This is a genomic window from Staphylococcus sp. Z5-21, assembly GCF_056529615.1.
This window is the reverse complement of the sequence record NZ_CP096462.1, coordinates 841,996-855,298: the sequence shown is the minus strand read 5'-3', so window position 1 is coordinate 855,298 and position 13,303 is coordinate 841,996. Positions and strand designations below refer to the sequence as shown.

Genomic DNA, 13,303 nt, shown 5'->3' with positions numbered 1-13,303 from the left:
ATGATGTTTGATTAGCTCATAAAATACTAATTTGTGTTATCTCTAACACTTGTTTTGAACCAACAATTTAATGTTGTGTTCGGAATTAACGTTGACATATTGCAATTCAGTTTTCAATGTTCATTTAAATTTCTATTGGAGCGGGTGATGGGAATCGAACCCACAACATCAGCTTGGAAGGCTGAGGTTTTGCCATTAAACTACACCCGCATATTTATTCATTAAAGGTATTTGATGCGGCCGAGAGGATTTGAACCTCCACGGGAATACTCCCACTAGGCCCTCAACCTAGCGCGTCTGCCGTTCCGCCACGGCCGCTTAGCCAAACGGTCAATTTGTTTCTCGTTCATTAAGTAACAAATAACATTGTAATATATTCTTAATTATTTGTCAACAACTTTTTAAATTGTATTTAACAAAATTAATGTTTCCTTAACCAAAGTTGCTATTAATTTCGCAACGTTTAATATCATATAATATATTTCGCTCATCGTCAATGAATAAACAAAACTAAAAAGAGTAAATTAACAAGATTAATTAATTAAACTCTCTAATTTGGTGAAAGTACACACAAAATACTCTATTTTTCCCTTAATCATTGCTAAAAATCTTCCATAAAATACATTCTATATATAAATAATGAACGCCTTTCGACTAAATTATCGATAGGCGTTCATTATTTATAAGTATATTAGTTGTTTAATTCTTTCAGTTTTCCATTACATTTTCCACAAACCATTTTATTTGTATCGACTTTTCTTATTCTTGGAAATCTAGACGCACATTTTTGACATTGATATATATAATTAACTCGATCTTCATATTTTTCAATTGCAGAACAAAATCTAGGTGCACCTGTTTGTTGGCACAGACGTTTAAAATCTTTGTCTTTATGTTTGTATCCTTTCTTCTGTAAGTGCAAATGATAATGACATAATTCGTGCTTAATAATATCAATGATAGCTGATTCACCAAACTTAGCAAATTGCTTTTCATTCACTTCTATATTGTGTGAACTTAATAAATAGCGACCACCAGTCGTTCTTAAACGCTTATTGAAATATGCTTTATGTTTAAATGGCATTTTAAAATACTTTAACGAGATTGTCTCTGTTAATTTTTGTAATGCACTGTTATCCATTTGGATCAATCATTGTTAATGATACTTTACCTTTTTTATCATCAATATCTAATATCCATACATCTACAATATCACCAACACTTACAATATCCATTGGGTTTTTAACAAACTTCTTAGCAAGCTTTGATATGTGTACGAGTCCATCTTGTTTTACCCCAATATCTACAAATGCACCAAAATCAACCACGTTCCTTACAGTCCCACTAAGTTTCATGTTTTTAGTTAAGTCTTCAATAGATAGTACATCAGATTTTAAAATAGGAGTTTCGAATTCATCTCTTGGATCTCTATTAGGTGCAATCAATGAGTTAATAATATCTTCAAGTGTCGGTTGACCAATATTTAACTTTTCTGCCATTGCTACAATATCAATTTTGTTCAAGGCAAGTTTAAGTTTTTCCGTTCCTAAATCATGTGTAGTCATTTCAATTTCAGTTAATAATTGATTTGCTACATTATAACTTTCTGGATGAATCGAAGTATTGTCTAAGGGTTCTTTACCACCTACGATTCTCATAAATCCAATACTTTGTTCAAATGTTTTCGCACCTAATCTTTTAACTTTAGCAATTTCTTTATTATGCGTTATAGCACCATTCTCTTCTCTATAATCTATAATATTTTGTGCAATTGTGGGTGTTAAACCTGATACATATTGTAGTAATGAACGTGAAGCAGTATTCACATCAACCCCCACTTGGTTAACCGCAGTTTCAACAACAAATGACAATGCACCTTCTAATGACTTTTGGTTAACATCATGTTGATATTGACCAACGCCGATAGATTTTGGATCTATTTTCACTAATTCACTCAATGGATCTTGTACTCTTCTACCTATCGAAACAGCACTACGCTCCTCAACTTGAAAATCTGGGAATTCATTTCTTGCCACTTCCGATGCAGAGTATACAGATGCCCCCGCTTCATTAACAATGATAAATTGAACGTTTAATTGGTGTTCTTGTATCATTGAAGCAACAAATTGTTCAGTTTCACGGCTCGCTGTACCATTACCGATAGCTATTAATTCGACATCATATGTTTTAACGAAGTCCACAAATATTTTTTCAGCATCTTCTTTTTTATTTACTGGAGGATGAGGATACATGACTCCTTTAGCTACAAATGTACCAAATGGATTAATGACTGCAAGTTTACAACCTGTTCTAAAAGCGGGATCAACACCAAGTATTTGCTTTCCTTTCATAGGTGGTTGTAATAACAAGTTTCTCAAATTTTCACTAAATACATCGATTGCATGATTTTCAGCTTTTTCAGTTAAATCACTTCTTATTTCTCTTTCGATCGATGGCATGATTAATCTTTTCAAACTATCTTTAATAGCATCTATAATGACATAGGTACCATTATGTTCAGATGATATTTCTTTGCTTCTAATAAAATTTTCTATCCCTTGTATATCCATTTCTATTTTAACTGATAAAACCTTTTCTTTTTCACCACGATTAACTGCAAGCACTCGATGATTGGCGATTTTTTTAATCGGTTCGGTATAATCATAATACATAGAAAAAATTTCTTTCTCATCTTCTGCATGCTTTTTCTTTTGCGTTATAATATTGCCCTGTTGAAATGTATCTTTAAGTATTTTACTTCTATATATAGGTTTATCTGAAACAATTTCTGCAATGATATCTTGAGCGCCTTTGATTGCATCTTCTACACTTGTGACTTCATCGTTAATAAATTGTTGTGCTTTCGTTTCAACAGATGTGTCTATATTTGTTTGTTGTAACCATTGCGCAAATGGCTCTAATCCTTTTCGTTTTGCCTCAGTTGCTCTTGTTTTCTTTTTCTGTTTGAACGGTCTGTATAAATCTTCTACTCTTTGTAATTTTGTTTGTTTTAAAATATCACTTTTCAAATCCGAAGTTAATAAGCCTTGTTCTTCGATATTATTAATAACTTCTTCTTTTCTCTTCTGTAGATTTACCATATATTGATATTCATCATCAATTTGTTTAATTTCTACTTCATCCAAACCACCTGTTTGCTCTTTTCTATAACGAGCTATAAAGGGTACTGTATTTTTATCTTCTAATAAAGATAAAACAGCATTAATTTGCTTGGTTGTGAAGCTATATTTATCTCTGATTGATTGAATTAAATTACTATCCATGAAATCCTCCGCTTATCATTATGTAATATTATTTTGTTAATAAATACATTTTAACATATCTGTATTACATGACTCTCTCAGAATCATCAATACAATTAAAAAAGCAGATTCCATAAAATTCGAAATCTGCCTTGTCTATATATTCAATTTATTTATTTGCTGCTTCCTGTAATTTCTTAATCGCTGTTCTCTGCAATCTTGATACATGCATTTGACTTAAGCCAATTCGTTCTCCTGTTTCTTTTTGGCTTAAACCTTCAATAAAAGTACATTGAATAATTTGTCTTTCTCGTTCTGAAAGTATTGGAAGTATTTTTTCCAATATCATCCTTTTTTCTGTTAAATCATAATTATCATCTTGTTGACCCATGATATCTAGTAAAGTTACAGTCGAACCGTCTTTATCTGCTTCAATAGAATGATCTACGCTCAACGCATTGTAGCTTTGACCCATTTCCATTGCTTCAAGCACATCTTCTTCATTCACTTCTAATCGATCTGCAATTTCAGTAATAGAAGGTGAACGTTCGAGTTCATTTGTTAATTCATCTGTAACTTTCTTAATTCGTGGTCCAATTTCTTTGATTCTTCTAGGTACATGAACACTCCATGTTTTATCACGCAAATAGCGTTTAATCTCACCAATCACAGTTGGTACTAAAAAGGCTTCAAACTTTCTATCAAAGGACAAGTCAAATCGATTGATTGCACCGATTAAACCAACCATACCGACCTGAACGAGGTCTTCGTGATGAGATTGACCTTTAGAATATTTATATGCCAAGGATTCGATTAACTTTCTATAATGTCTTACAAGTTGATCTTGTGCATCTGTATTTTCATTGTTTTGATGCTGCATAATCCATTGGTTTATTTGTTCAGGTGATACATCATTAACTGATTTCGACTCTCTCGCCATTATTTCGCACCTGCTCTTTTTTAATATACTTTATCATACTGATTGTCACACCTGATTGTTTATCAACTGTAACCTCATCCATTAAAGATTCAATTAAAAACAGACCCAAACCGCCTTCTCTAAGGAAGTCTATGTTTTCATTTTCTTTATATGGTCCTAATTTTGCTTTTGTTTCTTCATAATCGAAACTATCACCTTGATCAGAAATAATAATTTTAATTTTATCATCGAAGATTTCGAAGCAAAGATTAATCATCCCCACTTGATTGTAATCATCTTTATAAGCGTGTTTCACTGCATTAGTCACTGCTTCGCTGACAGCAATTTTAGCATCTTCTATATCATCATATGACGCACCTGCTCTTGAAAATACACCTGATAATGTCAAACGAATTAAACTTACATATTCTGCGGATGCTGGTAAACGCATTTCTATATAATCTTGTTTAAATTGCATGTTATTCGACCTCCGTTCCTTCATTAACATGCATCAAATCTTTTAATCCAGTTATATCAAAAAGACGACTTATTCGATCTGAAACACCTAATATATATAATTCTTTATCGTTTTGGTTTAATGCTTTTAATGTACCTACAAATAAACCTAATCCTGTTGAATCCATGTAACTCACATTTTCTAAATTCACATAGATATCGTGTGTTCCCTCTTGTCTCATTGGAACTAAGACTTCTTCTAATTCAGGAACTGTATATACATCCAGTTCACCGCCAACTTTCACCTCATAATGTGAATCATGAGTTACAGTCTCAATATTAAGCTTCATAACATTACACTCCTAATTATAGTCTCATTAATAACTTTTATACCCTTAAATTTAAATTTTAAATCTAAACACTAAAAACTAATTTACTCTTTTAATGATTAATATCGTTAAATCATCTCTTTTATCTGGGTTTTGTATTTTTAATATGGCTTCATATAATAATTGCACAATATCTTGAGGGTGCATATGTTTATATTTATGAATCATATCTAATAAATGTTGTTTGTCTAAAAAGTCGCCCGCTTCATTTCTGACTTCAGTTACGCCATCTGTAAAAATAATAACTAAATCATCTAAATAAATAGGTATTTCTTGTTGCTTATAACGTGTTTGTTGACTCACACCAAGTACTCTTCCTCGAACTCCCATTTCCTCAAATGTTTCTGTTTCAGCTCGATAAATATAACCTGGTTCATGGCCTGCAGAACTACAATATAATAAATGATTTAATTCTTCATATAAGCCATAAAACATTGTTACGAACATATTTTGATTCACATTTTTTTCAACAACTCGGTTCAGTCGTTTTAAACCATCACTTGGTAATTGTGAATGACCATATGAATCCATTCCAAATTTAATCATACTCATAGCTAATGCAGCTGGGATACCTTTGCCAATGACATCCGCAACAGCGAAACTCATCGTGCCATCTTTATGATCAATTAAGTTAAAATAATCACCGCTTACTTTTTGCGCTGCAACTGAAATGACACCGATTTGTATACTATCAAATTGAGGTATATCTGTTTTTAACATGGTTTGCTGCAGACGTGAAGCTAAATCTATTTCTTTATCGTGATACTGTAATCTGTCCACTAATTGTTTATAGTCTCTATAACTATAACCAAACCCTTTAACAATTTCTTTTAACACATTAAAGGTTTTCAAAATTTGTGCTTCACTTAAATTTTGACCTTTTATATAATCTTTATGTATTTGAACGATATCTTCGGGCAAAATATCTTTTTTTATAACTTCTTCAGTAAAACCTTCACACTTCTTTATTAAATCGCTTATATCAATCGTGTGTAAGCTTTCATCAATTAGCGCTTTATATTGATTTTTGAATTCTTTCACGCAGTAACTCCTCCTCAAAATGCAAATATAAATCGCATACATTGAATGCAACATATTCAAATGTTCTGTATGTATGTCAATCGCTCCATTGAATAAAACAACTTTAATTGTTAAATATTCATGCATCTTTTATTAAATGTACTTTAGATACTTAAAAAAGCTTTAGGAAACCCTAAAGCTTTTAAATTAGACATCTTATTCAAAGGTCACAACCATTTATTAAAAGCAATCTTGGTTAAAATTGATTAATTCATTAATAAATGATTATTGCATGTTATAGAGAATCAATGTCTATAATTCACTATTTTATTAACTTATTAGGTAAACCTTTGAAAATCAGGATTTGTGACTCCTAATATTATGTAATCCTAAACTAATATCAATGGCATTATTAACTTCTTTCATTTTTTTATCAGAAAGATAAGTTAATTTTTCTTTCAGCCTATTTTTATCTAAAGTTCTAATCTGCTCTAGCAATATAACAGAATCTTTATCTAATTTATATTTACTTTTTTCTATTTCTACATGTGTAGGTATTTTAGCTTTATTTATCCTACCAGTAATTGCGGCTACAATTACGGTAGGACTATATTTATTACCAGTATCGTTTTGTATAATTACGACAGGTCTTATTCCCCCTTGTTCAGACCCCTGGACTGGTGATAAATCAGCTAAATAAACGTCACCACGTCTCATCATTCATTATTATTCTTGGAGCTAATATATACTTCGTTGCAATCACAAGCTTCACATTCAAACGGAAATGCTTCTGCTGCGAGGGAGAGGTTCAAATCAGCCATTTGAGAATAGCCTTCTTTTAAAAGTTGTTCTATACTATGAATTCTACTTTGGTTGAAACTTGCCATGAATAAAGACCTCCATGTAACTAAAATATAAATCTTCGAGATTGGTTGTTAGATACATGATAACAAATTTTACAAACAGTGACTATACTATTTTAGTAATTCATTGCGAATTTCTAGGTCTTTCGAACTATGGTAAACACGTGGTAGTCTTCTACTCAAGCGACATAACACTTCATAATTTATGGTTTGTTGCTGATGCGCCAGCGCTTCGGCTGATTGTGGGGTATCGCTGTGATGATCCATTATGATTACTTTATCCCCAACTTGAATCTCATCAGGAATTTTAATAATTGTTTGATCCATGCACACTTTTCCTATGACTTCACATTGTTTGCCATTCACATTCACTGAGAAACCTTTCATCATTCTAGGATAACCATCCGCATAACCTACTGGAATGACACCAATTTTAGTTATTTCGTCAGCCGTATATACACTACCATAACTGACTGATTCACCTGCATGAAGTAATTTCGTCTGTACAATTTCACTTATCCACTGTGCACTTGGTTTTAAATGCACTTTCACATTTGATTTAACATAAGCGGATGGATAATAGCCATATAGGGAAATACCTACTCTAACTGCGTTACAAAATTGTGTGTCTTTCATCAAAGCACCAGCAGAATTTTGTGAATGTATATAATCTGGTTTATCGGCTTGTCCAACGATTTCTTCAAACATTGTTTGTTGGCGGTTCATTGAGTCGCCAGGTTCATCTGCACATGCGAAATGCGTAAATACACCTTCAAATATTAAATGGCTATGGCCATTAATAAGCTCTATGACTTCTTTGTATTCTTCTGCTGTCTTCATACCTAATCTACCCATACCCGTGTCTAATTTTACGTGTATCCATAAATCTTTTTCATTTGATTCTGGAATTTCTTTCACGACTTCTACTAGCCATGATTTTGATGGTACAGTGATTGCAACACGGTGTTGAATCGCTTTATTAATATGCTCCGTTGGAATAACGCCTAAAACTAAAATCTTAGCATCAATGCCATGCATACGTAATTCAATCGCTTCATCCAAAGTTGCTACAGCAAAAAACTCAGCACCATTATCCATGAGCTGTCTTGCTACCTTAATACTTCCAAGGCCATAACCATTTGCTTTCACTACTGGCATAACCGTCTTATTTGGATGTAATTTTTGAAAGACTTGAAAATTTGCAACGATTGCATTTAAATCTACATTGACGTAAGTCGATCTATAATACTTATCAGACATAAAGCACGTACCTCCTATATCAGTTCATAACCTGTGTAATAAATATATTATCTTAATTTTATAACAATACAGATAATATATCCAAATTTAATAAACTGAAATCACCTAAATTAATTTAAACCTCTAAAATAACCTGACTCATTGCATAGTGTTCTGTATGCGAAATACTCACATGTACTTTGTACCCCTCATAATGTATGCAAGGCTTACCATCTTCATCATTAACACAATCAATATCCGTGAAAGATACTGTTTTTCCTAAACCACTACCTAAAGCTTTACTAAACGCTTCTTTCGTTGCAAATCGACCAGCTAAAAATTCCATTTTTCGTTGTTCATTATTAAATTGATTAAACTTATGTTGTTCATTTATTGTTAAAATGCGATCAACCAGTTTCGATTGACGTTTATAAAGATTCTTTATTCTACTTATTTCAATTAAATCGACACCTATACCGTGTATCATTTCCGTCTCCTACCTCCCATATAACGTCTTTATACTAACGCTATCTTGTTATATGGCTTTCGTTTAATGATTTGTGTTTTCTATAGCACTATCTTGATTCACTTGTTTTATAGTTTGTTTTAACTGAGCGGCTACCTCTTTATTGACCAGTTTAATTTCAGTATTTCCTCCAGCTGTAGACAATGTTAAACTTGCTAACTGATATTTTCTCATTAAAATACCTTCGTGTGTATCAACATTTTGTATTCTGAATAAAGGCATCTTCACAACTTTTACAAACCACAAACCATTTCTAACCGTTATCGTGTGATCTTCTAGATTATATTTAAATATTTTATAACGATATTTGGGTACAATAACCAATTCGACAATAATATACATCAATATGATTACTGCACCGATAATTAAAATCCATTTCATTGTTTCTTGTGCAAACCACTCGAGCCACAAATGATTTACTAAATAAAACGCTACTAATAAAACACATAATATCACAGTAACAATTGACGCTGCTATGCGCATGACTGTTTTACCAGATGCGTGCATATACTGATAATTACTCATTTTGTTCACCTCTCAAACACCATGATTGTAAGGATTTAACTCGTTGATATGCATTGAATTTCAACCCAATATGTTCATTACCAGCAGCTTTTGCAATAATAAAATTAAAATTACCTAAGTCACTATTAATTAAAAATGGGGTACGTCGTACTTCTAGTCCTAATATTTTATCTTGTTTGAAATAAGTATTTTTAAATCCAAATAAAGTGACATTACGTACTACAAGTTCATCTTCAACTAATTTCATACCAGAAAATTTAGTCACAAGGTAACTACGCACAATAAAAATTAATATAATAACTCCTGCAATTAAAAAGGCCCATGCCGCCCAAAAATAATTAATTACCGCAGCTACCATGATAAGTAACAAAGCTTGTTTCCAAAAATGGCGATGAAAACCTCTCCACGGCATACCTACTGTTGCTTTTTCAAACGTCATATTCGGCATTAAAGTTTTAATAATTTCAAATGCTTTTTTACGCTTAATGAAAGGAAGTATCATCACATTGCCATCTAAGGATACGTCATCTTTATCCATATCATTCATATCACTTGTTATTACAAAATGAATGGATGTATACCCAAACAATTTTCTAAGAAATGATTGCTTTTCAACGACAGCCTGTACCCTATCTGTGGGAACGGTAATATTTTTAACATTAAATAGTCCATACTTAATATTTAATTGATTACCATGCTTCGTCACCGTGTAATTAAAGTTGCGTACAATAACAATTAATGTCCCGATGATATAACTCGCAATGGCAATGGTCGCAACCATCATTAAGACAATGACAAAAATTGCTTGTGAAATTTGTGAGAACTCATCAGTTATCCAATCCCATGGAATAACTTCTGACAATCCCCCAATTATCGGAGAAAGTGCAGCGAAGGCAACACCAATGGCTCCACTCGTTAATGCCATAAATAACAATTCTTTAAAATTCAATTTATATAAAAACTTAACTTCATCTTTAGCATTTGTTTCATTTGTCGTTACATTGATATCATCGTTCGTCAATTCTGAATCATCGATCTCTTGTGTAGATACAGGATCTACTGCTTGTGCTTTGCTAGTAGATAGTTCATGTTGCTTTTCCTTTAAAGTTTGTTGTATCCATTCGCTCTGTTTTTTAGAAACAGTATCCAAATCAATTCCATCACTTGGGGTTTTAATCTGTAATTTAACACCGCCAACGATTTGATTTATGATGCCTTGCGTTGTATCAAGTGTTTGGATACGTCGTATATTGAGCTCTTTTCTTTCTTTGGTAAAAATACCTGTAGCAAGTACAAAGTGGTCATTTTCAATCCAATATCTTGTGTTATATACTTTTAAAACCTGAGTTATGAATGAAAAAAGAAATAATATGGTTACAATACCTGGGAAAATATAAGCATAAATATTAGTGAAATCAAAATCACGAATATTAAACACTAGAAAAATAATGATTAAAACGATATTTTGTTTGATTGCTTCGATCACACCCGTTATATATGAAATTGGATGTAATTTTTGAGGACTATACATCATAATCAGCTCCTCTCAAATAATCAAGACTTATCGCTTCAAATGTTTCTGCATCTTTAATGCTAAGTAATGGGAATGTTACATGATGACCAGCAGTCACTAATGATGCTTTAGCTAAACCTAACCTTTTCAGTATTGGATTATATTTACGTTCTATATATTGCATACGTTCTAATTTTACGAATTTTTGTGATTTGAAGAAAAAATCATATTTAACTTCTATATCATTTTCACCAATTCGATAATATGTATAATGGTACTTAATCCAAGGTCCAAATGCAGCATAAACTATATCTATTAAGATAAGAAAAATGAATATATAAATTAAAAAGTGCCACCAATTAAAATGGCTCCATAAGAATATTAATACCATCATAACGATCAAATGCACTATAAATTCTAGTCCTTCTGTTAAATAATAATATTTTATAGCTTCTTTTGGACTTTTTTTAAAGAGCTGGTCGTTTATCATAAATACACTCCTTCATTAAGATTTCCCCCATTATAACACAGGGTATAGTGCGCATTCATCCTCACTTCAAAATATGTATCAACACAATTAAAATATTAAAGTATTTTATTCTTTCATTCCCATCTAAACTCCATTTAACATAAAAAATCACCCCAAATAAATGGAGTGATTAAACCTAAATTTCATATATGATAAATCGTTTTATTTTTTATGGTCTGCAAACGTGCGACCTTTCATTGATTTCTTGTTATTGTTTCTGTCAGAAGAAGGTCTATCATTTTTCTTCTTATTGTTGAATCCGCCTTTACCTGAACGACGGTTCTTGTTATCAAACTTGCCGCCACCACGTTTATGGTTACCGCCACGTTTTGGTCCACCTTTACCTTGACGACCTTTACCGCGAGATAATGGTTTTTCAAATGTTAATTGAACATCAACTTCGTCGTTTGATTCGACTAGCTCTTGTAATAATGACGCGATTAAATCCACATCATTATATTCACCAAGTAACTCTGTAGCAATACGTTGTAATCTTGGTTCATTGTCTCTTGACATCCAGTTTTGTACTTTACCTTTAATATCGTTTTCACGTGCTTTTAACACTTCTTTACGATGAGGCGGTCTTAAAGCTGTCATTTGGCGTTTGTTTGCTTGTTCAATTTGACGAATATAATCCATCTCAATTGGATTTACAAATGTGATTGCAACACCTTTTTTACCAGCACGACCAGTACGACCAATTCTGTGCGTATAACTTTCAGTATCTTGAGGGATATCAAAGTTGTATACGTGACTTACACCTGAAATATCAAGTCCTCTTGCCGCAACATCTGTTGCAACTAAAATATCTAATTGATCATTTTTGAATTTTTTCAATACTTCTAAACGTTTAGCTTGAGTGATATCACCATGTAATCCTTCAGCTTTGTATCCTTTTGAGATTAACGCGCTTGTTAATTCATCAACACGACGTTTTGTACGTCCGAATACGATAGCTAATTCTGGTTGGTGTACATCTAAGAAACTTGTAAAAGTATCAAATTTCTCTAATTCTTTTACGATAGTATAATATTCTTCAATTTGTGGATCTGACATTTCATTATTCATCGTTTTAACGATAACTGGTGATTTCATGAATTGTTGAACCAATGTTTGAATTGCTTTAGGCATAGTAGCTGAGAACAACATTGTTTGACGTTGTTCAGCTGGAATTTTGTCCATGATGAATTTCATATCATCAATGAATCCCATATTCATCATTTCATCCGCTTCATCTAAGATAAGCGTATGAATATCATTCGTTTTTAATGTACGACGGTTTAAATGGTCAATTACACGACCTGGTGTACCTACTACGATTTGTGGACCTTTTTTAAGTGCTTTAATTTGACGGTCGATTGGCATACCACCAAATACAGTAACAACTTGAATATTTTGTCCTTTAGCGAATGCTTTTAATGATTCAGCAACTTGCATTGCTAACTCTCTTGTTGGTGCAAGGATTAATGATTGTACACCTTCTTGGTCTGCCACTTTTTCAATTAATGGAATACCAAACGCACCTGTTTTACCTGTACCTGTTTGCGCTTGACCAAGAACATCTTTGCCTTCTAAGGCAAGAGGGATACTCTCTTTTTGAATAGGAGTGGCCTCATTGAACCCCATGGATTGTAGGGTTTCTGCCATCTTATATGAGATCCCTAATTCTTTAAAATTTTGCAATATAATTCTCCTTTATTTATCTGTATTTCTATACATATATGTTCACTTAAGTTTCTTCAACTTCTTTATAGTACCACCTCAAGTGCATAATCGCAATAAACCAAATTAGAATAAATTGAGTGAATCTCTCGTAATCATCACGTTTTCTCAGCTTATAAACGCCGAAATACATAGGTTGTAAGCGTTTAATTTTATTTTTTCATATTACTTTTTACTTTCTGAAAAAAATTTGTTAATTTATTTATTCTGTTAATGATTAGATTATTCCAATTAATTATTATGACTTAAGCATTTTTATAAAATGATATTATGAAGTATGATTCATAAACCAAACTATTTTCCATACAAATCTTTTAGCCTATGCAAATTTTAAAGAAA

The 13,303-nt window shown here is 32.2% G+C and carries 14 protein-coding genes and 2 tRNA genes; all 16 read right to left on the bottom strand.

The window, feature by feature from the left end; translation table 11 throughout:
* Positions 1–136: 136 nt before the first annotated feature.
* Positions 137–210, bottom strand: a tRNA-Gly gene (locus M1D64_RS04145).
* A gap of 25 nt (positions 211–235) precedes the next feature.
* Positions 236–318: transfer RNA gene (locus M1D64_RS04140), tRNA-Leu, on the bottom strand.
* Between the two features lie 373 nt (positions 319–691).
* A complete protein-coding gene (locus M1D64_RS04135; protein ID WP_041080770.1) occupies positions 692–1,141 on the bottom strand; it encodes a SprT family protein in 450 nt (149 codons plus the stop codon).
* Positions 1,134–3,284: a Tex family protein gene (locus M1D64_RS04130; RefSeq protein ID WP_041080772.1), complete on the bottom strand. Its 2,151-nt coding sequence runs from the start codon at positions 3,282–3,284 to the stop codon at positions 1,134–1,136. The genes M1D64_RS04135 and M1D64_RS04130 overlap by 8 nt, the downstream gene beginning before the upstream one ends.
* 148 nt (positions 3,285–3,432) lie before the next feature.
* Positions 3,433–4,203 carry an RNA polymerase sigma factor SigB gene (sigB, locus tag M1D64_RS04125; protein WP_002482756.1) on the bottom strand — a complete coding sequence of 257 codons (771 nt, stop codon included), beginning with the start codon at positions 4,201–4,203 and terminating at the stop codon, positions 3,433–3,435.
* Positions 4,178–4,660, bottom strand: a complete 483-nt coding sequence (rsbW, locus tag M1D64_RS04120; protein WP_002482755.1) for an anti-sigma B factor RsbW — start codon at positions 4,658–4,660, stop codon at positions 4,178–4,180. The genes sigB and rsbW overlap by 26 nt, the downstream gene beginning before the upstream one ends.
* A gap of 1 nt (position 4,661) precedes the next feature.
* Positions 4,662–4,988, bottom strand: coding sequence for an anti-sigma factor antagonist (locus tag M1D64_RS04115; RefSeq protein ID WP_011302705.1), 327 nt, complete (start codon positions 4,986–4,988; stop codon positions 4,662–4,664).
* 78 nt (positions 4,989–5,066) lie between these two features.
* Positions 5,067–6,110, bottom strand: coding sequence for a SpoIIE family protein phosphatase (locus M1D64_RS04110; protein ID WP_480977567.1), 1,044 nt, complete (start codon positions 6,108–6,110; stop codon positions 5,067–5,069).
* Positions 6,111–6,404: 294 nt separating this feature from the next.
* Entirely contained in the window at positions 6,405–6,767 is a 363-nt protein-coding gene (locus M1D64_RS04105) for a type II toxin-antitoxin system PemK/MazF family toxin (RefSeq protein WP_041080775.1), read from the bottom strand.
* The gene (gene mazE / locus M1D64_RS04100; protein ID WP_037538046.1) at positions 6,764–6,934 is read right to left on the bottom strand and encodes a type II toxin-antitoxin system antitoxin MazE; all 171 of its coding nucleotides are present in this window, start codon (positions 6,932–6,934) and stop codon (positions 6,764–6,766) included. The genes M1D64_RS04105 and mazE overlap by 4 nt, the downstream gene beginning before the upstream one ends.
* Before the next feature lie 87 nt (positions 6,935–7,021).
* Entirely contained in the window at positions 7,022–8,170 is a 1,149-nt protein-coding gene (alr, locus tag M1D64_RS04095) for an alanine racemase (RefSeq protein ID WP_041080776.1), read from the bottom strand.
* Between the two features lie 115 nt (positions 8,171–8,285).
* On the bottom strand, positions 8,286–8,636 hold the full coding sequence (gene acpS / locus M1D64_RS04090; RefSeq protein WP_002482750.1) for a holo-ACP synthase: 351 nt from the start codon (positions 8,634–8,636) through the stop codon (positions 8,286–8,288).
* Positions 8,637–8,699: 63 nt separating this feature from the next.
* A complete protein-coding gene (locus tag M1D64_RS04085) occupies positions 8,700–9,200 on the bottom strand; it encodes a PH domain-containing protein (protein WP_041080777.1) in 501 nt (166 codons plus the stop codon).
* Entirely contained in the window at positions 9,193–10,731 is a 1,539-nt protein-coding gene (locus M1D64_RS04080; RefSeq protein WP_041080778.1) for a PH domain-containing protein, read from the bottom strand. The genes M1D64_RS04085 and M1D64_RS04080 overlap by 8 nt, the downstream gene beginning before the upstream one ends.
* Positions 10,724–11,203 carry a PH domain-containing protein gene (locus M1D64_RS04075; protein WP_002482747.1) on the bottom strand — a complete coding sequence of 160 codons (480 nt, stop codon included), beginning with the start codon at positions 11,201–11,203 and terminating at the stop codon, positions 10,724–10,726. The genes M1D64_RS04080 and M1D64_RS04075 overlap by 8 nt, the downstream gene beginning before the upstream one ends.
* Positions 11,204–11,404: 201 nt before the next feature.
* Positions 11,405–12,925, bottom strand: a complete 1,521-nt coding sequence (gene cshA, locus M1D64_RS04070) for a degradosome RNA helicase CshA (RefSeq protein WP_480977555.1) — start codon at positions 12,923–12,925, stop codon at positions 11,405–11,407.
* Positions 12,926–13,303 lie beyond the last annotated feature (378 nt).

Excerpts from the sequence above, each read along its gene's own strand:
- M1D64_RS04135 (WP_041080770.1), bottom strand. The coding sequence starts at position 1,141 with ATGGATAACAGTGCATTACAAAAATTAACAGAGACAATCTCGTTAAAG.
- M1D64_RS04130 (WP_041080772.1), bottom strand. The coding sequence starts at position 3,284 with ATGGATAGTAATTTAATTCAATCAATCAGAGATAAATATAGCTTCACA.
- sigB (WP_002482756.1), bottom strand. The coding sequence starts at position 4,203 with ATGGCGAGAGAGTCGAAATCAGTTAATGATGTATCACCTGAACAAATA.
- rsbW (WP_002482755.1), bottom strand. The coding sequence starts at position 4,660 with ATGCAATTTAAACAAGATTATATAGAAATGCGTTTACCAGCATCCGCA.
- M1D64_RS04115 (WP_011302705.1), bottom strand. The coding sequence starts at position 4,988 with ATGAAGCTTAATATTGAGACTGTAACTCATGATTCACATTATGAGGTG.
- M1D64_RS04110 (WP_480977567.1), bottom strand. The coding sequence starts at position 6,110 with ATGTATGCGATTTATATTTGCATTTTGAGGAGGAGTTACTGCGTGAAA.
- M1D64_RS04105 (WP_041080775.1), bottom strand. The coding sequence starts at position 6,767 with ATGATGAGACGTGGTGACGTTTATTTAGCTGATTTATCACCAGTCCAG.
- mazE (WP_037538046.1), bottom strand. The coding sequence starts at position 6,934 with ATGGCAAGTTTCAACCAAAGTAGAATTCATAGTATAGAACAACTTTTA.
- alr (WP_041080776.1), bottom strand. The coding sequence starts at position 8,170 with ATGTCTGATAAGTATTATAGATCGACTTACGTCAATGTAGATTTAAAT.
- acpS (WP_002482750.1), bottom strand. The coding sequence starts at position 8,636 with ATGATACACGGTATAGGTGTCGATTTAATTGAAATAAGTAGAATAAAG.
- M1D64_RS04085 (WP_041080777.1), bottom strand. The coding sequence starts at position 9,200 with ATGAGTAATTATCAGTATATGCACGCATCTGGTAAAACAGTCATGCGC.
- M1D64_RS04080 (WP_041080778.1), bottom strand. The coding sequence starts at position 10,731 with ATGTATAGTCCTCAAAAATTACATCCAATTTCATATATAACGGGTGTG.
- M1D64_RS04075 (WP_002482747.1), bottom strand. The coding sequence starts at position 11,203 with ATGATAAACGACCAGCTCTTTAAAAAAAGTCCAAAAGAAGCTATAAAA.